The organism is Curtobacterium sp. TC1 (assembly GCF_019844075.1).
Classification (GTDB): Bacteria; Actinomycetota; Actinomycetes; order Actinomycetales; family Microbacteriaceae; genus Curtobacterium.
In genome coordinates this window covers 2,885,565-2,909,224 of record NZ_CP081964.1, presented here as the reverse complement: position 1 = coordinate 2,909,224, position 23,660 = coordinate 2,885,565, and the positions used below count along the sequence as shown (strand labels likewise).

Annotated in this window: 26 protein-coding genes and 1 riboswitch; of the genes, 17 read left to right on the top strand and 9 right to left on the bottom strand. The window is 72.2% G+C overall.

What is annotated here, in order from left to right:
• Positions 1-172 precede the first annotated feature (172 nt).
• On the bottom strand, positions 173-616 hold the full coding sequence (gene aroQ, locus KZI27_RS14795) for a type II 3-dehydroquinate dehydratase (RefSeq protein WP_123313893.1): 444 nt from the start codon (positions 614-616) through the stop codon (positions 173-175).
• A 142-nt stretch (positions 617-758) separates the two neighbouring features.
• Here aroQ and KZI27_RS14790 point away from each other — a divergent pair, with 142 nt between their 5' ends.
• Positions 759-2,429 (top strand): sodium:solute symporter family protein, encoded by a 1,671-nt coding sequence (locus KZI27_RS14790; protein ID WP_222658200.1) that lies wholly within the window; start codon positions 759-761, stop codon positions 2,427-2,429.
• Positions 2,430-2,459: 30 nt separating this feature from the next.
• Positions 2,460-2,789 (top strand): hypothetical protein, encoded by a 330-nt coding sequence (locus KZI27_RS14785; RefSeq protein WP_222658199.1) that lies wholly within the window; start codon positions 2,460-2,462, stop codon positions 2,787-2,789.
• A 217-nt stretch (positions 2,790-3,006) separates the two neighbouring features.
• Here the strand turns inward: KZI27_RS14785 and KZI27_RS14780 are convergent, their stop codons facing one another.
• A complete protein-coding gene (locus KZI27_RS14780; protein WP_222658198.1) occupies positions 3,007-3,531 on the bottom strand; it encodes a DUF3800 domain-containing protein in 525 nt (174 codons plus the stop codon).
• Positions 3,532-3,636: 105 nt separating this feature from the next.
• Between KZI27_RS14780 and KZI27_RS14775 the strand changes: the two genes are divergently transcribed.
• The 3 genes from KZI27_RS14775 to KZI27_RS14765 all read left to right on the top strand — a co-directional run bounded on the left by KZI27_RS14775 (position 3,637) and on the right by KZI27_RS14765 (position 5,607).
• Entirely contained in the window at positions 3,637-4,044 is a 408-nt protein-coding gene (locus tag KZI27_RS14775; protein ID WP_315971216.1) for a VOC family protein, read from the top strand.
• Between the two features lie 49 nt (positions 4,045-4,093).
• Complete coding sequence (locus KZI27_RS14770; protein WP_222658196.1) at positions 4,094-4,711, top strand: DNA-3-methyladenine glycosylase I; 618 nt, start codon at positions 4,094-4,096, stop codon at positions 4,709-4,711.
• A gap of 71 nt (positions 4,712-4,782) precedes the next feature.
• A complete protein-coding gene (locus tag KZI27_RS14765) occupies positions 4,783-5,607 on the top strand; it encodes a DJ-1/PfpI family protein (protein WP_222658195.1) in 825 nt (274 codons plus the stop codon).
• A gap of 50 nt (positions 5,608-5,657) precedes the next feature.
• Here KZI27_RS14765 and KZI27_RS14760 read toward each other — a convergent pair whose 3' ends face one another.
• Entirely contained in the window at positions 5,658-6,128 is a 471-nt protein-coding gene (locus KZI27_RS14760) for a GNAT family N-acetyltransferase (protein WP_222658194.1), read from the bottom strand.
• Entirely contained in the window at positions 6,125-6,919 is a 795-nt protein-coding gene (locus KZI27_RS14755) for a LysR family transcriptional regulator substrate-binding protein (protein WP_222658193.1), read from the bottom strand. Before KZI27_RS14755 ends, KZI27_RS14760 begins: the two co-directional genes overlap by 4 nt.
• 33 nt (positions 6,920-6,952) lie before the next feature.
• Here KZI27_RS14755 and KZI27_RS14750 point away from each other — a divergent pair, with 33 nt between their 5' ends.
• Positions 6,953-7,342 carry a DUF5997 family protein gene (locus KZI27_RS14750; RefSeq protein ID WP_123313886.1) on the top strand — a complete coding sequence of 130 codons (390 nt, stop codon included), beginning with the start codon at positions 6,953-6,955 and terminating at the stop codon, positions 7,340-7,342.
• A 39-nt stretch (positions 7,343-7,381) separates the two neighbouring features.
• Positions 7,382-7,888, top strand: coding sequence for a hypothetical protein (locus KZI27_RS14745; RefSeq protein ID WP_222658192.1), 507 nt, complete (start codon positions 7,382-7,384; stop codon positions 7,886-7,888).
• A gap of 20 nt (positions 7,889-7,908) precedes the next feature.
• Here the strand turns inward: KZI27_RS14745 and KZI27_RS14740 are convergent, their stop codons facing one another.
• Together KZI27_RS14740 and KZI27_RS14735 are read right to left on the bottom strand one after the other, a co-directional pair.
• Positions 7,909-8,349 (bottom strand): phage holin family protein, encoded by a 441-nt coding sequence (locus KZI27_RS14740; RefSeq protein WP_222658191.1) that lies wholly within the window; start codon positions 8,347-8,349, stop codon positions 7,909-7,911.
• A gap of 195 nt (positions 8,350-8,544) precedes the next feature.
• Positions 8,545-10,020 (bottom strand): MFS transporter, encoded by a 1,476-nt coding sequence (locus tag KZI27_RS14735; protein WP_222658190.1) that lies wholly within the window; start codon positions 10,018-10,020, stop codon positions 8,545-8,547.
• A gap of 111 nt (positions 10,021-10,131) precedes the next feature.
• Between KZI27_RS14735 and KZI27_RS14730 the strand changes: the two genes are divergently transcribed.
• Entirely contained in the window at positions 10,132-10,698 is a 567-nt protein-coding gene (locus KZI27_RS14730) for a TetR/AcrR family transcriptional regulator (RefSeq protein ID WP_222658189.1), read from the top strand.
• Between the two features lie 9 nt (positions 10,699-10,707).
• Positions 10,708-11,235 carry an Lrp/AsnC family transcriptional regulator gene (locus tag KZI27_RS14725; protein ID WP_222658188.1) on the top strand — a complete coding sequence of 176 codons (528 nt, stop codon included), beginning with the start codon at positions 10,708-10,710 and terminating at the stop codon, positions 11,233-11,235.
• Between the two features lie 35 nt (positions 11,236-11,270).
• Here KZI27_RS14725 and KZI27_RS14720 read toward each other — a convergent pair whose 3' ends face one another.
• Positions 11,271-11,702 (bottom strand): GNAT family N-acetyltransferase, encoded by a 432-nt coding sequence (locus KZI27_RS14720; protein ID WP_222658187.1) that lies wholly within the window; start codon positions 11,700-11,702, stop codon positions 11,271-11,273.
• A 111-nt stretch (positions 11,703-11,813) separates the two neighbouring features.
• On the opposite strand from KZI27_RS14720, the gene KZI27_RS14715 reads away from it, so the two are divergent.
• The 6 genes from KZI27_RS14715 to ribH all read left to right on the top strand — a co-directional run bounded on the left by KZI27_RS14715 (position 11,814) and on the right by ribH (position 19,345).
• A complete protein-coding gene (locus KZI27_RS14715; RefSeq protein ID WP_222658186.1) occupies positions 11,814-13,067 on the top strand; it encodes a hypothetical protein in 1,254 nt (417 codons plus the stop codon).
• A gap of 88 nt (positions 13,068-13,155) precedes the next feature.
• Positions 13,156-14,757 carry a hypothetical protein gene (locus tag KZI27_RS14710; RefSeq protein WP_222658185.1) on the top strand — a complete coding sequence of 534 codons (1,602 nt, stop codon included), beginning with the start codon at positions 13,156-13,158 and terminating at the stop codon, positions 14,755-14,757.
• 91 nt (positions 14,758-14,848) lie between these two features.
• A complete protein-coding gene (locus KZI27_RS14705) occupies positions 14,849-17,242 on the top strand; it encodes a bifunctional lysylphosphatidylglycerol flippase/synthetase MprF (RefSeq protein WP_222658184.1) in 2,394 nt (797 codons plus the stop codon).
• A gap of 68 nt (positions 17,243-17,310) precedes the next feature.
• Positions 17,311-17,445, top strand: a riboswitch (FMN riboswitch).
• A gap of 90 nt (positions 17,446-17,535) precedes the next feature.
• The gene (locus KZI27_RS14700) at positions 17,536-18,189 is read left to right on the top strand and encodes a riboflavin synthase (RefSeq protein ID WP_222658183.1); all 654 of its coding nucleotides are present in this window, start codon (positions 17,536-17,538) and stop codon (positions 18,187-18,189) included.
• A gap of 11 nt (positions 18,190-18,200) precedes the next feature.
• Positions 18,201-18,869, top strand: coding sequence for a 3,4-dihydroxy-2-butanone-4-phosphate synthase (ribB, locus tag KZI27_RS14695; RefSeq protein WP_410004005.1), 669 nt, complete (start codon positions 18,201-18,203; stop codon positions 18,867-18,869).
• Positions 18,866-19,345, top strand: a complete 480-nt coding sequence (gene ribH, locus KZI27_RS14690; protein WP_222658181.1) for a 6,7-dimethyl-8-ribityllumazine synthase — start codon at positions 18,866-18,868, stop codon at positions 19,343-19,345. Before ribB ends, ribH begins: the two co-directional genes overlap by 4 nt.
• Before the next feature lie 149 nt (positions 19,346-19,494).
• Here the strand turns inward: ribH and KZI27_RS14685 are convergent, their stop codons facing one another.
• Together KZI27_RS14685 and KZI27_RS14680 are read right to left on the bottom strand one after the other, a co-directional pair.
• Positions 19,495-19,665, bottom strand: a complete 171-nt coding sequence (locus tag KZI27_RS14685; protein WP_185021456.1) for a hypothetical protein — start codon at positions 19,663-19,665, stop codon at positions 19,495-19,497.
• 66 nt (positions 19,666-19,731) lie between these two features.
• Entirely contained in the window at positions 19,732-20,280 is a 549-nt protein-coding gene (locus KZI27_RS14680) for a TetR/AcrR family transcriptional regulator (RefSeq protein ID WP_123313875.1), read from the bottom strand.
• A 191-nt stretch (positions 20,281-20,471) separates the two neighbouring features.
• On the opposite strand from KZI27_RS14680, the gene KZI27_RS14675 reads away from it, so the two are divergent.
• Positions 20,472-22,508 (top strand): aldo/keto reductase, encoded by a 2,037-nt coding sequence (locus tag KZI27_RS14675; RefSeq protein WP_222658180.1) that lies wholly within the window; start codon positions 20,472-20,474, stop codon positions 22,506-22,508.
• Positions 22,487-23,518, top strand: coding sequence for a LacI family DNA-binding transcriptional regulator (locus KZI27_RS14670; protein WP_222658179.1), 1,032 nt, complete (start codon positions 22,487-22,489; stop codon positions 23,516-23,518). The genes KZI27_RS14675 and KZI27_RS14670 overlap by 22 nt, the downstream gene beginning before the upstream one ends.
• Positions 23,519-23,660 lie beyond the last annotated feature (142 nt).

The window sequence follows — 23,660 nt, the reverse complement described above, 5'->3', positions numbered from 1 at the left end:
CTCCGTCGTGAGGGACGCGACGTGCACGACCGCCAGGTTCCACGACTTGCCGTCCGCGTGACGCCGAGGTTCCACTCCGGGACGGCAGCGGCGCCGAGGTTCCGAGATCTCGGAACCTCGGCGGGTCGAGAACCGCTCGTGCCGTGCCGTGCCGTGCCGTACGCGCGACGGGTCAGGCGATCAGGGACGCGACGTGCGCGACCGCCAGGCGGTACCCGTCCGCACCCGCGCCGGCGATGACCGCGGTCGCGGCAGTGGCGACGTGGTCGACGTGGCGGAAGGGCTCACGCTTCCACGTGTTCGACAGGTGCACCTCGACGACCGGGACGGAGAGCGCCTCGACCGCGTCGTGCAGCGCGACCGAGGTGTGGGCGTAGGCCGCGGGGTTGATCACCACGGCGGCGAAGTCGTCGAGCGCTTCGTGCAGCCACTCGACGAGCTCGCCCTCGCGGTTCGTCTGGCGGAAGTCGGCGTCCAGCTCGTGCACGGCCGCTTCGGTGTGCACGATCGCCTCGAGCTCGGCGAGCGTCACGGTGCCGTACTGCTCCGGGTCGCGCCGACCGAGGATGTCGAGGTTCGGTCCGTTGAGGACGAGGATGCGCGCCTGGTCGGTCATGGGGCGAGCCTAGCGATCGCGGACGAAGGGGCGCCGTCGGCAGACACATGCCCCGGCTATGTGAACGGTCACAATCCGGTGTAACGTCTCCGTCCGGGTCGGCGGAGTTGTCGACTGCAACACACTGACGTGGAGATGTTGAATGGTTCTCGCTGCAGCGAACGAAGGGATCCGGCTCGACTTGGGCTGGGTCGACTACCTGATGATCATCGTGTACTTCGCGGTCGTCATCGGGATCGGGTTCACCGCCCGCAAACAGGTCCGGACGAGCATGGACTTCTTCCTGTCCGGGCGCTCGATGCCGGCGTGGATCACGGGCCTGGCCTTCGTGTCCGCGAACCTCGGCGCCACCGAGATCCTCGGCATGGCCGCCAACGGTGCCCAGATCGGCATGGCGACCCTGCACTACTACCTGGTCGGCGCGGTGCCGGCCATGGTGTTCCTCGGGCTCGTGATGATGCCCTTCTACTACGGGTCGAAGGTCCGATCGGTGCCGGAGTTCATGCTCCGCCGCTTCGGCAAGGCCCCCCACCTGGTGAACTCGATCGCGTTCGCCGTGTCGAACGTGCTCATCGCGGGCATCAACCTCTACGCCATGGCCATCGTCATCGAGGCGATGCTCGGCTGGCCGGAGTGGCTGGCCATCGTCGTGTCCGCCGGCTTCGTGCTCGTCTACATCACCCTCGGTGGGCTCTCCAGCGCGATCTACAACGAGGTCATGCAGTTCTTCGTGATCATCGCCGGGCTCATCCCGCTGACGATCGTCGGCCTGCACCGCGTCGGCGGCTGGGACGGCCTCAGCAAGGCGATCACCGAGACCCAGGGCGTGCAGCACCTGCAGGCCTGGGCCGGCACCGGCTTCGGCGACGTGACCAACCCGATCGGCGCCAACTGGCTCGCGATCGTCCTCGGCCTGGGCTTCGTCCTCGGCTTCGGCTACTGGACCACCAACTTCACCGAGGTGCAGCGCGCGTTCTCGGCGAAGAACATGTCTGCCGCTCGTCGCACCCCGCTCATCGCCGCGATCCCGAAGCTGTTCATCCCGGCCATCGTCGTGATCCCCGGTCTCATCGCCGCGGCCGTCGTCGGCAATCAGTTCGCCGACGGCTCGCTCACCTACAACGACGCGATCCCGAAGCTCATCCAGATGTACCTGCCGACCGGTGTGCTCGGCGTCGCGGTGACCGGCCTGCTCGCGTCGTTCATGGCCGGCATGGCGGCCAACGTCTCGTCGTTCAACACCGTCTTCACGTACGACATCTGGCAGCGCTACATCAAGCCGAACATGCCGGACGTCCACTACCTGAAGACCGGTCGCTGGGTCACCGTCGTCGGCGTCCTGGTCGGTATCGCGACGGCATTCATCGCCGCCCAGGCGTCGAACATCATGACGTACATGCAGACGCTGTTCTCCTTCTTCAACGCGCCGCTGTTCGCCGTCTTCATCCTCGGTCTGCTCTGGAAGCGGATGACCACCGCCGGTGCGCTGTGGGGCTACGTCCTCGGCATCGTCACGCCGACCATCACCTGGATCGCGTACCTCGTGAACCCGGACCTGTTCGCCACCGCGACCGCCGAGACCCTCTACGGCGCGATCATCTCGTTCGTCACCGTGCTCGTCGTGGGGTTCATCGTCTCGATGTTCACCACACCGAAGGACGAGAAGGAGCTCGGCGGGCTGGTCTACGGCATCGGCAAGATCGACCTGCACAGCGACTCCGTGGCGACCGACACCGCCTGGTACCGCTCGCCCGCCCTGCTCGGCACCGTCGCACTGATCCTGTGTGTCGTCCTGTACCTCCCGTTCCTCTAGGCCCGCGAAGACCCGCGAAGGAGATCTCCCATGAGCGACACCAACACCGCCATGACCGAGGAGCAGAAGGCCGCCCTCGTCCGCTCAACCCGCCGACTCGACCTGCGCCGCATCCTCGGTGGCCTGTTCGTCCTGTACGGCGTCATCGTGACCATCGTCGGCATCGTGCACTGGAACACCGACCCCGAGAAGACCGGTGGCATCCACATCAACCTGTGGGTCGGGCTGTCGATGCTCGTCGGCGGGCTGCTCTTCTTCCTCTGGGACCGGCTGAACCCCGTGCCGGCGGAGGACATCATCGGCCAGGCCGAGGCCGAGGAGCACCAGAAGGCGGCCGGCGAAGGCCGCGACCTCGCGTGACCAGCTGAACTGACCGACGGACGGGAGGCGCGGTGCCGGCTGGCACCGCGACTCCCGTCCGTCCCCGTGCCTGTTGACGGCCGTTCGGCGCTGGTCCTAGTATTGATATGTCGACCGGGTGCTCTCGGTCGGAAGTGATCCCCGGATGTCCTGCAGCCAGCGCGGGCCCGGGGATTTGCGCTGTCCGGACCCGTGCCGCGGGGGTTCCGCGCCGTGATCAGGCCACGATCACCGGCGGCGGGATCTGTCCCGCGCCGTCACCGTGCGCCCCGCAGGCGATGTCGGCGAGCGCGAGCAGCGGCTCGTCCGACGGTCGCACGTGTGCCCAGCGCAGTCGCAGCCCGACGCCTCGGTCGCGGAGTGTCGTGAACATGGAGCGGTCGTCACGATCCCTCGCCGGACCGCGAGACTCCAGCACGAGTGTTCCGACACCGCGCTGCTCGAGTTCCCACACCAGACGTTCCAGGCACCGCCGGCGACGCCGTTCCGCTCGTGCGACCGCGCCGTCGTAGCGGACGACCACCACCTCGACCGCGTGCCGCAGGAGATCGAGCCACGAGATGCGTTGCGCGGGCAGGCCTTCGTACCAGTGCAGCTTCCGCATGCGCCGGGGCGTGCTCCGACGCACGGCGGCTCTCGCATTGTCGGCTCCGGCATCCGCCACGATGACGGCAGCGAGCACGTAGACCGTGTGATCGAGTCCGCCGCCGGGCTCGGACTCGTCGACGTACGCCGTCTGCATCGAGCCAGTATATTGCGTACCGGTTGCTTCGCGGATGAAACGGTTGCGCTTCGTCCTCGGGCGCGCCAGGTTGAGCGTGACGAAAGGAACCTCCCCGTGGACACGATGGTCTTCATCAACCTGCCCGTCACCGACCTCGCCCGTTCGAAGGCGTTCTACGAGGCCCTCGGCTACTCGATCAACCCGATGTTCAGCGACGACACCGCTGCGTGCATCGTGATCAGCGACACGATCTCCGTCATGGCGCTCACCCACGCGAAGTTCGCCGACTTCACCGACAAGACGATCGCCGATGCCGGCACCGTCGAGGTGATCAACTCGCTCACCGCCGGGTCGAAGGACGAGGTGCACCGCATCGTCGACGCCGCCGTCGCGGCCGGCGCGAGCGAGGACCGCGCGCCGATGGACCTCGGCTTCATGTTCCAGCGGAGCTTCACCGACCCGGACGGCCACCGGTGGGAGTACGTGTGGATGGACCCGCAGGCAGCGCAGGACGGCCCGCCGACCGAGTGACCACACGGCGGGAAACGACGGTGTCGGCGGCGCGCGCCAGGATGGTGCCATGAGCTCCGAGCCCGCCGCAGCGCCCCACTCCGACCTGGTGATCGGCGACGACGGCCTCGCCCGGCCCGTGTGGGCATCCACGGACGAGCTGCTCCGCGACTACTACGACACCGAGTGGGGCATGCCTGTGCGGGACGAGCGCGGGGTGTTCGAACGCCTGTCGCTCGAGGCGTTCCAGTCCGGCCTGTCCTGGCGAACGATCCTGGCGAAGCGCCCGGCGTTCCGCGCGGCGTTCGCGGACTTCGACCCCGACACCGTCGCGGGCTTCGGCGAGGATGACGTCGCTCGGCTGATGGCCGACGCCGGCATCGTGCGGAACCGGGCGAAGATTCTCGCGACCATCACCAACGCGAACGCGACGGTCGCTCTGCGGCAGGACGGCGGGCTGTCCGACTTCGTCTGGTCGTTCCGTCCGGCGACGACGCCCGAGCCGGAGTCGTACGCCCAGGTCCCGACGACCTCCGATGAGTCCGTCGCACTGTCGAAGGCACTGCGGAAGCGTGGCTTCGCGTTCGTCGGTCCGACCACGATGCACGCCCTGATGGAGGCGCTCGGCATCGTCGACACGCACCTGCTCGGCAGTCACCGGCGCGGGACCTCGGGCGTCTGGAACTGACCAGGACGCCGACCCCACCGACCGAGGACCCGACCCCACCGTCAGCGACCGCACCGGGCTAGGGTCGCGGCATGAGCACCGATCAGCCGAACCCGCGCGTGCGTCCCGTCCACCCGGTCGATGCCGACGTCGTCGACGTGCCGGCCGACGTGCCCACCCCCGTGCCGGACCCGGACACGGACACTGCCGGGGACTCGGCGACCGAGCCGGGCCACGACCCCGCCGAGGTCCGGATCGCCTTCCTGCTCTTCCCGGACCTGACCCAGCTCGACCTCACCGGCCCGGCGCAGGTGCTCTCCCGGGTGCCCGGCGCACGCGTCGAGTACGTGGCGGCGACGCTCGACCCGGTGCCGACCGACTGCGGGTTCGCGCTGGTCCCGACGACGACCATCGCCGACGCGGGTCCGGCGGACGTCCTCGTGGTCCCAGGCGGTGACGGCGCCTTCGACGCGATGCTCGACCCCGAGGTGATCGGGTTCGTCCGGCGCGAGGCGGAGCGTGCCACCTGGGTGACCTCGGTGTGCACGGGTGCGTTCGTGTTGGGTGCCGCTGGGCTCCTCGCCGGCAAGCGTGCGACGACGCACTGGGCGTCGAAGCCCATGCTCGAGGCGTTCGGGGCGCAGCCGGTCGACGACCGCATCGTCGACGACGGCGCGGTGGTCACCGCGGCCGGCGTGAGCGCGGGCATCGACATGGCGCTGTGGCTGGCGGCCGAGCTCGCGGGGCAGCCGGCGGCCGAGGCGATCCAGCTGCAGATCGAGTACGACCCGCAGCCGCCGTTCGACGCGGGCTCCGCGGAACGCGCCGACGCCGTCGTGGTCACCCGTGCACGGGCTGCGGCCGAGGCAGCGCGCGGCGACCGGGTCACCCGCGCAGCGGCTGCCGTCCTGCTGTGACGACACAGCTGTCGTGACGACGCACCTGCTGCGACGAAGCGGCAGCGCGCTCAGACCAGCGGCTTCTGCATCTGCGTCGCGGTGACGTGGTACCCGAGCGCGGCGTACAGCTCCTGCGCGCCCGTGTTGTAGCCGAACACGTTGAGGCCGATGCTCGTCGCGCCGTGCTCCGCCGCAGCCCGGTGGCCGAGTTCGAGGGCCCGGCGGGCGTGTCCGCGGCGGCGGTGCGGTTCGTCGATCTCGACGTCGAACACCCACCAGTCGGTCCCGCCGGGCGCGAACGGCCCGATCCACAGGTACCCGACCGCGGTGCCGTCCTGGTCGAGGACGTCCCACACCAGGTGGCCGTCGGCGGGGGACCCGTCCGGGAACCACTGGTCGAGCGACTTCTGCTTGTTCGCCTCGGCCTGCTCGCGGGTCTCGCCCGCCTGCATCCGCGATGCCACGTACTCGGCCATGGTCCGGTCGAGCCAGGCCGGGAGGCGCGTGGCCGGCATCACCTGCAGGCGCGTGTCCGTCATCGGTTGCCCTTGGAACCCCGGCTCGGCTTGCCGCGCATCTTCCCGCGTCCGGGGGTGGGCCCCTTGCCGGTGTTGGACTTCTTGCCGCTGCCGGACTTGCCGCTGCCGGGCGACTTGGCCTTCGCCTTGCCACCAGCGCCGGCGCCCGCTCCGCCCTTGCCCGCCCCGCCCTTGCCGGACCCGCCACCTGTCTTGGAGTCGGCGCGCGCCGCACGCAACGCCTCCTCGACGTCGCGATCGGTACCGGTCGGCTGGTTCCGCGAACTGTTGGCGGTCCGTCCGCGCACCACGCCGATGAACTCCTCGGTGGTCTCGGTGGCGTCCTCGTCGCGCCAGACCAGCGCGATCTGGGTGCCGGGCGCGCCGAAGAGCGGGCGAGCGACGAGGTCCTTGCGGCTCGCCGCGCGGAAGAGCGACTGGGGGAGCACGACGACACCGACGTTCGCCTCGACCAGGTCGAGCGCGGCGGCGACGTCGGCCGGCACCGGGCCGGCGTCGACGACGTGCACCTCGGCGTCGGTGAGGTCCACCTCGGCCAGGTCGGCGAGGGGGGAGTCCTTCGGCATCGCGACCACGGCCGTCTCGGTCCAGAGCGGGATGGCGTTGTGCTGCTCGGAGACGGGCATGCGAGCGAAGACCATGTCGACCTCGCCGGCGAGCGTGTCGTCGACGTCGTCGGACCCGATCGGCCGCAGCCGCAGCTCGATCGAGGGGTGTCGATCCCGCCAGACACGGGCCCACTTGGCCGGGGAGACCCCGGGCACGAATGCGATGGTGAGTGCCGCGGTCATGCAGACGAGCATAGGGGCCGTACTCTAGGGGGCATGGCGCAGGAACAGACCATGAAGCCCGAAACGGCTGCGAAGAAGCTCGGCATCTTGCTGGCGGCCGCTCCGGAGTCCTTCCAGGGCGCTCCCGTCACACGGACCGCCTTCGACGAGCTCCGGACCGAACCCCCGACGTGGCTCGAGGACCTCCGTCGCGACGGCCCGCACCCGCGACCCGTCGTGGCGCAGAAGCTCGGCATCTCCATCTCGGGGCTGACCCGTGCGGGGATCGACGACGCCCTCACCACGGCGGAGATCAAGTCGCTGCTCGAGCAGAAGCCCGAGTGGCTCGTCCGCGAGCGCGAGACGCAGGCCGCCGTGCACGCCGAGAACGCCCGCGTGAAGCAGGAGCGCGCCGCCAAGGCCGCTGCCCGCGCCGAGGACTGACCCGCCCGGCACCACGCCGCCGCACCCGAGGACCCGCACGTGCACGAGACCGTCGCCGACGCCATGCTCGTCGTGCCGCAGTTCGCGTCGGTGTGCTGCATCGTCGGTGACCGCTACCGCCCGCGCCCCGGCGTGATCGTGCCGGCCACGGTGATGCTCGTCGCGATGCTCATGCCCGTGGTGCACGCGGGTGCGGTGTGGACGCTGTTCGCCGCGACGTTGCTGCTGCTGCTCGCACCCCTGCCCGTGATGCGACGCCGCCGTGCGGACGGCCGCCGCGCCGAGCCGATGGACGTGCACCGCGCGCTGTCCGCGGTCGTGATGGCCGGCATGCTCCTGATGGGCCACGCGACCGGTGTCGCCGACGGCCACGCCGGCCACGGCATCGCGCTGTCCGCGGTGCTCGGCGCCGGAGTGATCGGCTACTGCGCCTTCAGCGGGTGGCTGCTGCGGCACGAGTGGGCGCAGGAGGACCGTCGCGCGGTCCGGAGCGGCGAGGTCTTCGCGATGACGGTCGCCGTCGTCGGCATGACCCTCGCGATGTAGCGCTGGAGCGCCGTCGGAGGTCAGCCGGCCGCGGTCGTCGCGTCGCCCGTGTGCGTGACGCGGTCCTTCGCAGCGCGGATGGTGTCCTTCGGCACCGGCGGCACACCCCGTCGGATGCCACGGAGCCCGACCACGAACAGGATCGCGGTGACGACGGCGAACACGACGAAGGTGATCCCGATCGCGGCCCAGACCGGCAGCGCCAGGGCGAGGAGCGCCACCACGAGGCCGGCCAGCAGCACGAGGGTGGTCAGCGCGAAGGCCACCGCGGCGCCCGTGAGCACGAGCCCGGTCTTCGCCCCGTTCGCCCGCTCGCTGATCTCGCGCCGAGCCGAGGCGACCTCGTCGCGGACGGCGCGGAGCACGGGTTCCAGGGCCTTCTGCACCAGGCCAGCGGTGACCGTGTCGCGGAAGGACGGCTTGCTGCTGGTCGTGGTGTCGTCGTGGTCCGTGGTGCTCATGGGTCTCCTGTCCGGGCGCGGTGATCGCGTCCACCTGCTGTGACGCGTCCGGTCCGATGATCGTCACGTTCGTGGCGGCGTGCTCGGTCGCTTCCCAGCTTGTGGAGCCGCCGGTGGCGGTGGGCGCGACCGCCGGGAGGCCCGCCCCGCGTCGACGACGCAGGGCGGGCCTCCCGGGTGGTCGGGCCGAGCGCCCTACTCGGCGATCTCCTCGAGGTCGTCGATGCCACGTGCCGCCGCCGCTGCGCGGCGCGCGCGCATCGACGGGGCCGCGAGCGCGGCGAGGACGGCGAGGACGGCGACGCCGGTGCACGCCCAGAACCCGATGGTGAAGGCGTCGTCGGTCGGCAGGCCCTGCGGGGTGCTGTGCGAGGTGATGAGCGCCGCGATGACGGCGGTACCGACGCTCGAACCGATCGTGCGGACGACGGTGTTGGCGCTGATCGCCTCGCCGGTCTGGTTCGCGGGGACGCTCTCGATGATGGCGTTCGAGCACGCGGCGAGGGCCAGGCCGATGCCGATCCCGGTCAGGATGCCGGAGACGACGACCTGCCAGAGCTCGCCGTGCGCGATCGCGGGCAGCAGGAACGCGGCGACGATGGCGATCCCGCCCAGCAGCATGGGCGGCTTCGGGCCGACCTTGCGGACGAGGATGCCGGCGATCGGTCCGGCGACGATCATCATCAGGACGGTCGGCAGCAGGAAGAGCCCGGCCTGGGTGACGTCCTTGCCGAAGCCGTAGCCGAGCGCGCTCGGCAGCTGCAGCAGGGTCGGCACGAGGACGAAGGTGCCGAACATCGCGAAGCCGAAGACGAGCGCGACGACGTGGGCCGTCCAGACGCCGCGGACGGCGAACAGGCGGACGTCGATGAGCGGTTCGGCGACGCGGAGCTCGACCAGGACGAACACGACCAGTGCGACGGCGCCGAGGACCAGCAGGCCGATGGTCTTGCCGTCGCCCCAGCCCCAGGTCTCGCCCTCGCTGACCGCCAGCAGGATCGACACGAGCGAGACGGCGAGGACGAAGGTGCCGACCATGTCGAGGCGGCCGGGCTTGCGGACCGGCGACTCCGGCATGCCGAAGACCGCGCCGAGCAGTGCGATGACGACGAGCACGGCGGGCAGCCAGAACAGCCAGTGCCACGACAGGTGCTCGACGATCGGTCCGGCGGCGACGATGCCGACACCGGCACCGATGCCGAAGATCGCGGAGAGCAGACCGATCGTGACGCTGACCTTCTCCTTGGGCAGCTCGTCACGGACGATGCCGATGGACAGCGGCATCACCGCACCGGCGGCGCCCTGCAGCGCACGGCCGACGATGAGGACGCCGAGGTTCGGTGCCAGCGCGGCGAGCACGGCGCCGACGAGCAGGATCGAGAGCACGACGATCAGGACCTTGCGCTTGCCGATCATGTCGCCGAGACGCCCGAGGATCGGCGTGAGCACCGAGGCGGACAGCAGGTAGGCGGTGAGCACCCAGCTCGTCGCGCTCGTCGAGGCGCCGAGGTCCTGTCCGATGGTCGACAGCGCCGGGGCGACGAGCGACTGCAGGACCGCGAACGACAGACCACCGAGGGACAGGTAGACGATGATCGCCGTGCTGTTCGGCCGGTGCCCGGTGGTGGTGGGGTGCGAGCCCGTGCGGGGGCTCTGCATGGTGTCGGTCATCGTGCTCCGTGTCTGGGTGATGTAAACAACTGCTGACTTGATGAGGGTACGCAGTTCTCGCAGGATGTCAACACTTGCTTACATCCCGGTCCGGGCCGCTACGCTTCGACCATGAGCAAGGACGCCGCCGCCACCCGACTGCTGCTCGTGCGGGCGGCGCGACACCGGTTCGCGTTCGACGGGTACAAGGCGACGACGGTGCGGGACATCGCCTCGGACGCGGGGGTCAACGTCGCGCTGATCAACCGCTACTTCGGGTCGAAGGAGGGGCTGTTCCGTGCCTGTCTCGACCGGGTGGTGCAGGACCTCGGGGTCGAGCAGCCCGTCGAGCGGGGCCTCGAGCGCGCGCTGGCCGGCCTGGTGTCGCACGTCGTCCGTGCGCCGACCGACGACGACTCCCTCCAGCTCATGCTGCTGCTCCGGTCCTCCGGCGACGACGGCGCCGACGCCATCCGCCGCGAGACCCTGCGCCGGTACGCCGAGCGGCTTGCCACGGCCGTCGGCGGCGAGGTCACCGAGGAGCTGCTCGTCCGGGCCGAGATCGCGCTGTCGGTGGTGCTCGGGATGACGATGCTCCGGCGCTCCACCGCGGTGGAGCCGCTCGCGTCGGCGGACGACGACCTCGTGGCCCGGGCCCTCGACGACGCGCTCCGCGCCCTGCTCGCCCCGTCGCGGTAGCGTCGAGCCGTGTCCCACCGACCCGCTCGCCGTCCCGACCCCGCTCCGCGCCTCGACGAGGTCGACGAGCGCATCCTCTGGACGCTCGCCGGCGACGCCCGGATCCCGAACAACCGCCTCGCGGCCGCCGTGGGCATCGCGCCGTCGACGTGCCTGACCCGGGTCCGGGCCCTCGAGGACGCCGGGGTGATCCGCGGCTACCGGGCCGAGGTCGACATCGCCCGCCTCGGGTTCTCGATCGAGGCGATGGTCTCCGTCCGGGTCCACGCAGCGGCCCGCCACGAACTCCGCGAGTTCGCGAAGCGACTGCTCCGCGTGCCCGTCGTGCAGGACGTCTCGTTCCTGGCCGGTGACAAGGACTTCCTGGTGCACATCGCGTGCGAGTCGACCGAGCAGCTGCGGGACTTCGTCGCCGACGAGCTCAGCGGGGACCCCTCCGTGGCGACGACGCAGACGAACATCGTGTTCGAGCGGCTCGTCGCCGACCGGTCCACGCAGGGCCGCTCGTTCGACGAGCTCCGGCGCTGGCGCGCCTGACGGGAGTTCCCCGCCGGTGCGCCTGGCCGGTTCCGTCAGCGCTGCCGGGTCATCGGGACGTGCGGGATCCGGTCCTCGAGGTACTCGTCCCCGGAGCGGACGAACCCGAAGCGGGCGTACCACTGCTCGAGGTGCGACTGGGCGCCGAGGGCGATGCTCGGCGAGCGGGACTCGGCGATCGCAGCCTCGATCAGCTGTCCGGCGAGTCCCTGCCCGCGGGCGTGCGCCGCGGTGACGACCCGGCCGATGCGCTCGGTGCCGTCGGGTTCGCGCAGGAGGCGGAGCGTGGCGTCCACCGAGCCCTGGCCCGCCCAGAACTGCACGGTGCCGGGCTCGAGGTCACGCCCGTCGATGTCGCCGTACGCGGCCCCCTGCTCGACGACGAAGACGTCCTGTCGCAGGCGGAGGATCTCGTGCAGCGTGACGATGTCCAGGTTGCGGGTCGGGGCGGAGAAGATCGAGACCACGGACGGCCTTTCCTGAGAATTTCTTCCAGAACGGGGTGCGTTCCGGAACGGACCGGCGTACATTGCCGGTCAACCACTCTACGTGCGCAGCCGAGTTCAGGAGGTGAGCGCATGGACACGACGTCGCGCGCACCCTGGCTCGCGGTGCTCCGGATCGCCCTGCTGGGCGTCGGGACCCTCGCTGCCCTCGTGCTGCTGTCCCTGGCGTTCGGGGCCCGTCCGGCCTCGGCTGCCGAGGCAGCGTCCACTCCGCCCGCCCAGACGCAGCAGCGCGGGCTCGTCAGTGGTGTGGTCGACGGCCTCGGCGAGACCGTGCACGACGTGTCCGGCGGTGCCGGACGGGTCGTCGGCGGCGCCGTGGACCCCGTCCGCACGGCGGTCGCGCCCGCGCCCGCGCCGAAGCCCGTACCCGCTGCACCGGCCCCCGCGGCCTCGAACCCCGTGACCCCGACCCCTGCCGCTCCGACGACCGCGCCCGCACCCGCGGCGCCAGCCACGACCGCCCCCGCGGCCGAGCCGGCCACGCACCCGGTACAGGGCGTCGTCGAGCAGGTGGGCACCGCCTCCCGGCCCGTCACCGACACCGTCGCGACGGCGCTGCGTCCCGTGACCGGGACCGTCCAGACGGTCACCGGAGCACGGCCGGTGACCACCGTCGTCGACACGGTCGACCACGTGGTCGGCAGCGTCCCGGTCGTCGGTGCGGTCGTCGGTGGCGACACCCTCGGCACGGTCACCGGGCCGGTGACCGGGCTGGTGGACGACACGCTCGGCGGTGTCGGGACGACCGTCGGGCAGGTCCCCGACGTCGTCGCGGGCGTCGTCCCGTCGGTCGGTGCCGTCCTGCCAGGAGGCACGGATCCCGTCGTCGACGTCCCCGCACCTCCGGTCGTCACCGGCCCCACCCCGTCCGGCGCGCCCGGTACGACGGTCCCGTCCGCGCGTCCGCCGCAGGCCACCGCGCCGGCGACGACTCCGTCCGCGACCACGGTCCCGACGACCGACGACCCCGCCGCTCCCGGAACGAGTGCCGAGCGCCGTCCCGGTGCGACCGTGCCGTCCGCGCTCGTGACCGGGCCGCTCGTCGTGCCCGTCGCCGTCGGCGGCGTGCAGGACGCGACCCTCGGCGGGACCGCTCTGCTCCTGCCCGAGCCGGGCGACGGCCACTCCTCGCCGTCCGACGGCCATCGCGGCGCGGGTGTCCTCGGTGGCACTGCCACCTCGACCTCCGGTGGCGTCGCAGCCGTCGGCATCGTCGGCTCGACCGACGACATCGTCTCCCTCGCCGCGGGGTCTCGCGGCACGCTCGCCGACGACGCGGTCCCCGCATCGGTCGTCGGCGAGCACGACGTCGCCCCTGACTGAGATCGGTGCGCCTGTCCGGCACGGCAGGTACTCACACACACCGACCGCGACCGCGGTCGGGCAACGATCTCGATCAGGGAGTACGACCATGAACAAGTACGTCTCGAGAGGGCTCTGGTTCGCCCTCTTCGTCGGCGGCCTCACGCTCGGAGGGACGGCCGCGGCGAACGCGGCCACGACCTCCGGAGCGGACGGCGCCCTGTCCGGAACCCAGTTGGTTCCCTCGGTGGACGCTCCGGTGTCCCTCACCGGCAACGCCCTCGGGGTGCTCGGCGACGCGGTGTCGTCGGTGACCTCGCCCGCTGCCGCTCCTGCAGCCCCGGCTCCTGCTCCGGCGTCCGCGCCGACGACCTCGGGAGCCGACGGCACCGCCTCCGGCACCCAGGTGGCGCCGGCCGTGACCGCCCCGGTCTCCGTCGGCGGCAACGCGGTCGCCGTCGGCGGTGACGCGGTGTCGACCACGACGCCGGCCACCCCGGCTGCGCCCACCCCGCCCACCCCGGCTGAACCCGCCGCTCCGGCACCGGTGACCTCGGGCGAGGACGGCACGGGCTCGGGGACCCAGGTCGCCCCGGTCGTGTCGGTCCCGGTGACGCTGTCCGGCAACGGCATCGGCGTCCTCGGGGACGGTACCGCTGCGGCGTCCGGCCCGGCGACGGCCCCGGCCCCCGCCGCTCCGGCCCCCGCCGCTCCGGCCACGTCCGCTCCGAGCACGTCGGGCGACGACGGGCTGCTCTCGGGCACCCAGGTCGGCGGACTGGTCGACGTACCGGTCACGATCGGCGGCAACGGCAACGGCATCGGGCTGCTCGGTGACGGCACCTCGGCGGGTACGACGCCCGCCGCCGGCACCGGCACGACCGCCGGTCCGGCTCCGGCTTTAGGTGGCACGACGGACGGTTCCGACGGCACCGCCTCGGGCACCCAGGTGTCCCCGGTCGTCTCGGTCCCGATCACGGTGTCGGGGAACGGCATCGGTGTCGTCGGCGACGGCACCAGCACCGGCGCGGCGGCCCCGACGGGGACCACCCCGGGCAGCACGACCCCGTCGACCGGGGGAGCGACCTCCGGGGGCGGCGGCCTGCTCTCCGGCACCCAGGTGGCCCCGGTGATCAGCCTGCCGATCACGATCGGCGGGAACGGCATCGGTGTCGTCGGCGACGGCACCGCCACCACCCCCGGCACCGGCACCACGCCGGGTGACGGGACGGACCCCGGTACCGACCCCGGGACGGACCCCGGGACGGACCCCGGTACCGACCCGGGTACTGACCCGGGTACTGACCCGGGTACCGACCCGGGTACCGACCCGGGCACGGACCCCGGTACGAACCCCGGTGACGGGACGGACCCGGGCACGAGCCCCGGCGACGGGACGGACGTCGGCGACGGCACCGCGCCCGGAACCGTGACCACCCCGGCCGGTGCCACCGGCACGGACGGGCCGACCCGGGCCTCCACGGCGGGTGTGGTGACCACCACGGTCGCCGCGACCACCGGGCTCCCGGCCGTCGCACGCACGGTGGCCGACACGGTCGCCGACGGTGACGGCGCGACCGAGCTCGCCTACACGGGAGCGACCTCGCCAGTCGTCCCCGTCGGGTTCGCGCTCCTGCTGCTGCTCGCCGGGGCGGGCACGCTCGTGCTCCGTCGTCGGCACTCCGGAGTCGGCACTGACGGGCAGCGCTGACAGCAGGTGACCGAGGGGCGTCGCACCGCCGACGCCCCTCGTCACCGTGCCCGGAGTTGTCCGAACGGCCGGCCGGCACCACCATGAGGGGGTGCGCTCCGCCCTCGTCCGGCATCCGGTGACGGCCGCGATCACGTTCCTCGTGGTCGCGACCGCGGTCTTCGGCATCGCCGTCCGGGTCCTGCACGGCGCCGACCCGGCCTCGTACGGGCCCTTCCGGATCTTCGCGGCGTCCACGGGCGCGGTCGCGTTGCTCACCACGATCGCCGGCGTCGTCGTCCTCGTCGGCGCAGCCGAACGGCTGATGGGGTCGTGGCGGACCGCCCTGGCGTTCGTCGTCACCACCGTCGTCGGCACCGCGGCCGGCGCGCTCACCGCGTTCGTCGACGCCGACGGTCGCGACCTCACCGGCCTGCTGCTCGGACGGGCGACGGCCTTCGACCCCTGGACCGCGATCGTCGGCACGATCGTCACCGCGAGCGCGTTCGCCGGACCGCTCTGGCGACGGCGCATCCGGGTGAACGCGCTCGCCGTCGTGGCCGCGCTCCTGCTCTACGCCGGACACGCCTCCGACCTGTACGCGGTGCTCGCCGCCGGGGCGGGATGGGTGCTCGGCGAGCTGCTCCGCCGCACCCCGGAGCGCGGCGGGTGGGTGCGCAGCTCGCACCGCGAGACCCGGGTGCTGCTCGGGACGGTCGTGCTGGTCTCGGCGATCGGTCCCGTGGTGGCGCTCGTCTCCCGCGCACGGGTCGGACTGCTCGCCCCGATCGCCGCGGTGCTCGGCACCGGGCCGGTGACGACCGTGAGCGGCTGCGGCACGGACGGGGCCTCGGCGGCGTGCCTCCGCGCGCTGCTGGCGTACCGGGCGACGGACCCGTGGACGCTGTTGCTCGCCGTCGCGCCCCTGCTCGTCCTGGTCGTCGGCGGCCTCGGGCTCTTCCGGGGCAGCCGGTTCGCCGTCTGGCTCGTGGTGGCGGTCGACCTGGTGACGGCGGTGGCGGCCGCGGTCACCTACGGGGTGCTGCCCGCGCGGGCCGGCGGCCTGCAGGGCACCGCCGACGAGTTCGTCACGGCGCTGTCGGTCGGTGCGTCGATCGTGGTTCCGCTCGCGACCGCGGCCGTCCTCGTGCTCCGGCGCCGGTCGTTCACGGTGATGCCCTCGCGTCGGCGTGTGATCGCCTTCGCGGTGACCGTGGTCGCGGCGGTCGCCGTCGTGGTCGGCACGGTCGCGGTGTTCGCGGCGTCGGCACCGCAGCACGTCGAGGACCCGCTCCGGCTCGCCGTGGCAGCGCTCGGCCCGCTGTCGCCGTCGGCCGCCTGGGAGCGACTGCCGTCGCTCGGCACCGCGCTCCGCATCGTGGTCGGGCTCGCCGGACCGGTGCTCTGGTTCGTCGTCGCGCTCGCCGCGGTCCGACCGACCGGCGCGGTGGAACCGGACACCGACGCGGACGGCTCCCGCAGCGACCGGGAGCGCGCCCGGGCGCTCGTGACCGCCGGCGGGGGCGACACGTTCGGGTGGATGACGACCTGGCGCGGCAACGCGTACTGGTTCGCCGCCGACGGGCGCGCCGGGGTGGCGTTCCGACGCAGCGGTGGCGTGGCCGTCACCGTCGGTGGTCCGTTCGGCTACCCGGACGCCCGCGACGCCGCGATGACGGACTTCGCCCGGTACTGCGACGACAACGGGTGGACGACCGTCTTCTACGGCGTCGACGCCCGGAACGCCGAGCTGCTGACGACGCTGGGGTGGTCGACGCTGCCGGTGGCCGAGGACGCCGACCTCGACCCGCGCACCTGGACGACGACGGGCAAGCGCAAGCAGGACGTCCGCACGGCCGTGAACCGGGCTCGTCGCGAGGGCATCACCGCCACGTGGTCGTCCTGGCAGGACCTGCCGCCGTCGACGGTGCGGCAGATCGAGGCGATCTCGGAGGAGTGGGTGTCCGAGCGCGAGCTCCCCGAGATGGGCTTCACGCTCGGCGGGGTGGACGAGATGCGCGACCCCGCCGTCCGGACGCTCGTCGCGCAGGACGCCACCGGGCGGGTGCTCGCCGTGACGAGCTGGTTGCCGAGTCACCGCGAGGGCCGGGTCGTCGGGTGGACGCTCGACGTGATGCGCCGGACCGAGGCCGCGCCGAACGGCGTGATGGAGTTCCTCGTCGCGAGCGCCGCCGAACGGATGCGGGACGACGGTGACGAACGGCTCAGCTTGTCGGCGGCGCCGCTCGCACAGGCGGGCGAGGCCGCTGCGCCGAACGACGGGGTGCAGAGCCTGCTCGAGCTCGTCGGGGGAGTCCTCGAACCGGTCTACGGCTTCCGGTCGCTGCTGCGGTTCAAGCAGAAGTTCGGACCCGACCTGCACCCGCTCGTCCTCGCCTACCCCGACCCGGTCGCGCTGCCGTCGATCGGACTCGCGGTCGTCCGGGCGTACCTGCCCGACCTGTCGCTGCGGCAGGCGGTCGCGCTCGCGCGCGGACGCGGCTGACCGCGCGTTACACGGTGCGTCCCGGCTCGACGCGTCCGTCACCGGTCTGGGGTATCGTTCCGACTACGCAAGCGCTCCGGGGTCGGTGCAAGTCCGAACCGGTGGTGACAGTCCACGAACTGATGACGGGTGCGAACCCGGCAGAGGTTGACTCGGTGAAACTCCGGGACCGACGGTGAGAGTCCGGATGGGAGGCGCGCTGGCGGACGAGACGACCCACCCTGCGTGGGGCGACCCGTCCGTCGATGCCGACGATCGTCGAACACCCCCGGAGTCCCGTTGAGAGGACACCAGTGTTCACCGGCATCATCGAGGAACTCGGCACCGTCACCGCCGTCGAGCAGCACGGCGACTCCGTCGCGCTCACCGTGCGCGGGCCGATCGTGGTCGCGGACGCGAGCCACGGCGACTCCATCGCCACCAGCGGCGTGTGCCTGACCGTCGTCGAGCAGACCTCCGACTCCTTCACCGCGTTCGTCATGAAGCAGACCCTCGACATGAGCGCGCACGGAGCGCTGCGGGTGGGCGACCGCCTGAACCTCGAACGTGCGGCGTCGGTCGGCGATCGGCTCGGCGGCCACATCGTGCAGGGTCACATCGACGGCACGGCCACCGTGCTGGAGACCGCCGACGGCGACGGCTGGCGCCGGGTGCGGTTCTCGCTCGCGCCGGCGCTCAGCCCGCTCGTCGTCGACAAGGGATCCATCGCACTCGACGGCGTCTCGCTCACCGTCAGTGCCGTCTCGCCGGAGGACACCGCGCCCGACGCCGCCTGGTTCGAGGTCAGCCTGATCCCCGAGACGCTCGAGGCCACGACGCTCGGGCTGCGCGTGCCGGGGGACCGGGTGAACGTCGAGACCGACGTGCTGGCACGGCACGTGCGCCGGATGCTGCGGCTCGACGCCGCGGTCAGCTCGCTCGAGACCGTCGGCTCGGAGGCCCGGTGATGGTCGCGTCCGTGCCGCAGACGCTCGGCCTGGCGAGCGTCGAGGCCGCGATCGCGTCGGTGGCGGCCGGTCGCCCGGTCATCGTCGTCGACGACGAGGACCGCGAGAACGAGGGCGACGTCATCCTGTCCGCCGAACTCGCGACGCCCGAGTGGATCGCCTGGACCGTGGCGCACTCGTCCGGGTTCATCTGCGCGCCCGTCAGCACCGGGATCGCCAACGCCCTCGACCTGCCGCCGATGGTCCAGCACAACGAGGACGTCCGCGGCACCGCGTACACCGTCACCGTCGACGCCGCCGTCGGGGTCACCACCGGCATCAGTGCCCACGACCGTGCGCGCACGCTGCGGGTACTCGCCGACCCGACGTCCGTGCGCGACGACCTGCACCGTCCCGGTCACGTCGTCCCCCTGCGTGCGAGGCCGGGCGGGGTCCGCGAACGTGCGGGGCACACCGAAGCAGCGATCGAGCTCGTCACGGCTGCCGGGCTGCGGCCCGCCGCGGCGATCTGCGAGATCGTCGACGAGGACGGCGGCATGATGCGGCTGCCGGCGCTCGTCGCACTCGGGGCGCGCGAGGGCGTGCCCGTCATCACCATCGCCGCGCTCGTCGAGTGGCTGGACGCGGCAGACCGGACGGCGGCAGCAGCTGCCCCGTCCACGGAAGGGACAGCACGATGAGCGGAGCAGGCGCGGCGGACCGCGACCACGTCGACGGCACCGGGATCCGGGTGGCCATCGTCGCCGGGCAGTGGCACGACACGATCGCGGCGGGCCTCCTCGCCGGGGCGCAGCGCGAGGTCGAACGACTCGGCGCCACCGCGTCGGTGTTCCCGGTCCCGGGGAGCTTCGAGCTGCCCGTCGTCGCGAAGACCGCCCTCGAGGCCGGGTTCGACGCCGCGGTCGCGCTCGGCGTGATCATCCGGGGTGGCACCCCGCACTTCGAGTACGTGTCCGACGCCGCCACGAGCGGGCTCACCCGCGTGGCGATCGACACCGGCAAGCCCGTGGGCTTCGGTGTGCTGACGCTGGACGACGAGCAGCAGGGCATCGACCGGGCCGGGCTGCCCGGGTCGAAGGAGGACAAGGGCGCCGAGGCCGTCCACGCCGCGGTCGCGACCGCGGTGACGCTGCGCTCGCTGCGCGTCCTCGTGTAGCGGCGGAGCGCTCGCGAAACCAGGTTCCGGACACCACACCACGCTGATCCGCGGTGCTGTGTCCGGAACCTGGTTCCCCACACGGCGCCGGCACGCAGAACGGCCCCGCGCCTCGAGAGGTGCGGGGCCGTTCTGCGTCAGCGGGGTGGTTACCGCTTGCCGAACACGTGGATCGGCAGGAAGAAGGAGAGGGTCATCAGGATCAGTCCGCCCATGAAGACGAACGCCTGACCCGAGTCGACCTGGAATGCGAACCCGAACAGGTACATCGACACCAGCAGCAGCAGGATCGAGAAAACAGCGGCGATGACGCGGCCCACGGGATACCTCCGGGTGTCGACGAGTGGAACGTCGCCAAGTCTATCCCCAGGAACGGGGATGGTCGTTCACGCGCCGGGCTTCGTCGCGATCAGACGGTCCACGACGGCGAGCAGTGCCTCCATGTCGACGGTGCTGCGCTTCGGGCGACCGTCGCTCGCCGCCCCCAGTGAGGCCTGGTGGTACAGGCCGTCACCGAGGAGCTTGACGGCCTGGGCGGTCGGTTCGTCGTGGAGTGCGTCGACGAGGGTCGCGAGCCACGCGTTCTCGGTGTCGTCGAGGGTGCGACCCGCTTCTTCGTAGCCGGCCTGCTGCAGGCGGCTCGCGGCGAGGAGCGCGAGGTCGAGCTCGCTGCCGACGAACAGGCAGTTGCGGACGAAGTAGCGGGCGGCGCCGTCCTCGGCCTCGGCCATGCGCTCGACGTCGATGGCGGACAGGTCGGACAGCCGCTCGCACAGCCCCTCGACCAGGGCCGCCTTGGAGCCGAAGTGGTACAGCAACCCGCCCTTGGAGACACCGGCGCGCGCGGCGACGGCGTCGAGCGTCGCGGGACGTTCGCCGTCCTCGCACACGATGGCGACGAAGCTGTCGAGGACGCGGTCGCGGGCACTGGCCATGCGCACGAGTCTAGGAGGAGTTGCGCACGCTGCGGGCACCACTCGTCAGCGTCGGGCCGTGAACGCTCACGAAGCGGTTCGGAGCGTGCTCCGTGGGACACGCCGTGTGGAGCACGCGCGCATTGATCCACCGCGCGTGTGGCACTAGCGTCGTCGTGACCGTGAAGGTTCACGAGACGACAAGGATCCGCATGTCAGCGCAGACCGCGAACACCGCCAGCACCACGACTCCGACGGTCGCCGACCGCCCCGGCTGGGCCGTCCTCGGCCCCGGGGGCATCGCCCGCCGCTTCCTCTCCCAGCTGCCCGCGAGCGGTGGTGCCCTGGTCGCCGCCGGCAGCTCGTCCACCGAACGGGCGCAGACCTTCGCCGACGAAGCCGCGCAGCTCGGGTTCGCCGACGTCTCCGCCGCGACCTACGACGAGGTCCTCGCCGACCCGCGCGTCGACGCCGTCTACGTGTCGACGGTGCACACCGGTCACGCCCGGCTCGTCCTCGCCGCGCTCGAAGCCGGCAAGGCCGTGCTGTGCGAGAAGCCCCTCGCCCCGAACCACGGCACCGCCATGGCGCTCGCCGACGCTGCGCGCCAGGCCGGCCTGCCGCTGGTCGAGGCGTTCATGTACCGCTTCCACCCGCAGACCGCCGCACTGCTCGACCTCGTGCGCGACGGCGTCGTCGGCGAGGTCACGCACATCGACGCCTCGTTCGCGTTCCGCACCGGCGAGCGGACCGGCCGGTTGTTCGACGTCGACACCGCCGGCGGCGGGATCCTCGACGTCGGCGGGTACCCGGTGACGATGGCCGCCGCGATCGTGCAGGCCGCGACCGGTGTCGCCGTCGCCGAGCCGACGGAGCTCACCGCCACCGGGACCCTCGGGCCGACCGGCGTCGACGAGTGGACCGTCGCGCAGCTCACCTACAGGGGCGGGATCACGGCGTCGGTCCGCACCGGCGTCTTCGTGCAGGACGACAACGCCGTGACGGTGTACGGCTCGCGCGGTCGCATCGTGCTCACCGACCCGTGGACCCTCGGCGACGACCCCACCATCGAGATCCGCACCGTCGACGAGGACGCGCGCTCGCTGTCGTTCGCGGGCGAGCACCCCTACGCCCGCGAGGCAGACGCCACCACCGACGCACTGCGTGCCGGTGCGGTCGAGGCGTCGCAGATGACGATCGACGAGTCGCTCGCCACCGCCCGCACCCTCGACAAGTGGCGCGCCGCCATCGGCCTGCGGTACCCCTTCGAGGCCGAGACCGCGGACATCCCCACCGTGAGCGGTCGGCCGCTCCGGGTCCAGGACGGCAACCCCATGCAGTACGGCGAGATCCCGGGTGTCGGCAAGCGGCTGTCCCGCCTGGTCATGGGCGTCGACAACCAGCCCGACCTGGCGCACGCCAGCGCGATCTTCGACCTGTTCGTCGAGCAGGGCGGCAACGTCTTCGACACCGGCTACATCTACGGCGGCGGCGTGCTCGAGGGCCGGCTCGGCAAGTGGATCCAGAACCGCGGTGTCCGTGAGGACGTGGTGGTCATCACGAAGGGCGCGCACACGCCGTTCTGCGACCCGGAGTCCCTGACGAAGCAGCTGCTCGAGAGCCTGGAACGCCAGGGCACCGACTACGCGGACATCTACATGATGCACCGCGACAACCCGGACATCCCGGTGGGGGAGTTCGTCGACGTCCTCGACGAGCACCGCCGCGCCGGCCGCATCCGCGTGTACGGCGGCTCGAACTGGACCCCTGCCCGCTTCGACGAGGCGAACGCCTACGCCCGGGCGAACGGCAAGCACGAGTTCGAGGTCCTCAGCAACCACTTCGGCCTGGCCGAGGCGTACGACGTGCCGTGGGACGGCTGCGAGCACGCGACCGACGCCGCGTCGAAGGCGTGGCTCGAGGAGCGTCAGGTCCCGCTGCTGCCGTGGTCGTCGCAGGCCCGCGGCTTCTTCACCGGCCGCGCGACGCCCGAGGACACCAGCGACGCCGAGCTCGTCCGCTGCTACTACAGCGACGAGAACTTCGAGCGGCTCCGTCGCGCCCGGGAGCTCGGCGACCGGTTCGGCGTCCCCGCCACGGCGATCGCCCTGGCGTACGTGCTGAACCAGCCGTTCCCGACGTTCCCGCTCTTCGGACCCCGTACGATCGCGGAAGCCCGATCGTCCATGACGGGCCTCTCCGTCGACCTCACCCCGGAACAGGTGGCATGGCTGGACCTCCGCGACTGACCCAGTCGCCACCGGACGGACCGCACCCCGGCGGCCGCGCGACGATCATCGACGTCGCCGCGGCTGCCGGGGTGTCCCGGCAGACCGTCACGCGTGCGATGAACGGCATGTCCGGCATCAGCGCGACCACGAAGGAACGGGTGCTCGCCGTCGCGGCGGCGCTCGACTACCGGCCGTCGCGGTTCGGCCGTGGGTTGGTCACCGGCGGCGACCACCAACTCGGGCTCGTCGTGAACGACCTGCGGAACCCCTACACGCCCCAGCTCGCCTCCGCGGTGTTCCGGCTCGCCGCCGAGCAGGGGTGGAACGTCATGCTCGCCGACGTCGACCTGGCGAGCGACGCGGACCGGATGGTCCAGGCGCTCGGCGCGCAGACCGACGTGGTCATCGGCTACCTCGGCTCGCGTCGGCACCGGTGGAGCGAGGTCCTCGGCAACGTGCCGATGGTCGAGCTCGACCCGTCCTCCGACCCGCCGACGGCGGCCGTGTGGATCGACCCCGCCGACGCGATCGAGGCCCTCGCCGACCACCTGGTGGCGACCGGGGTGCGGCACCCGGTCGTGCTCGACAACTCGTCGCCGGACCACACGAGCGCACGCGGCGGGCTCATGCTGGACGCCCTCCGCCGCCGCGGTTACCTGCCGGACCTCGTGCACGCGCCGCACGCCACGGCCGAGTGCGGTGCCGAGGAGACCGTGCGGATCCTCGCCCGGAAGCGCCGGCTCGACGCGATCCTCGCGTTCAACGACGTGATGGCGCTCGGCGTGCTGCAGGCGTGTCGGCGTGCGGGCGTCGACGTCCCCGGTGACGTCCGGGTCGTCGGCGTCGACGGCCTGCCGCTCGGCGCGCTGGTGTCACCGACGCTCACCACCCTGGCGGTCGACCTCGACGCCGTCGCGCGCGAGGCGCTTAGCCTCGCCCTCGGCATGCTCGCCGGCGAGCTGCCACGGCACGGCCCCGGAGTGCAGCGCACCGTGCGCCACAGCCTGCTGGTCCGCGACTCGGCCTGACGACGGCCGCAAGCCCCGCCGCACCCGCCCCGCCCACCTCGCCGCGCCCCGCCCACCCCGCCGCGCCCTGCCGCGTGGCCGCGTGGCCGCACCCTGCCCCCGAGGTTCCGAAATCTCGGCATGTCGGCGCTCGTGCCGCCCG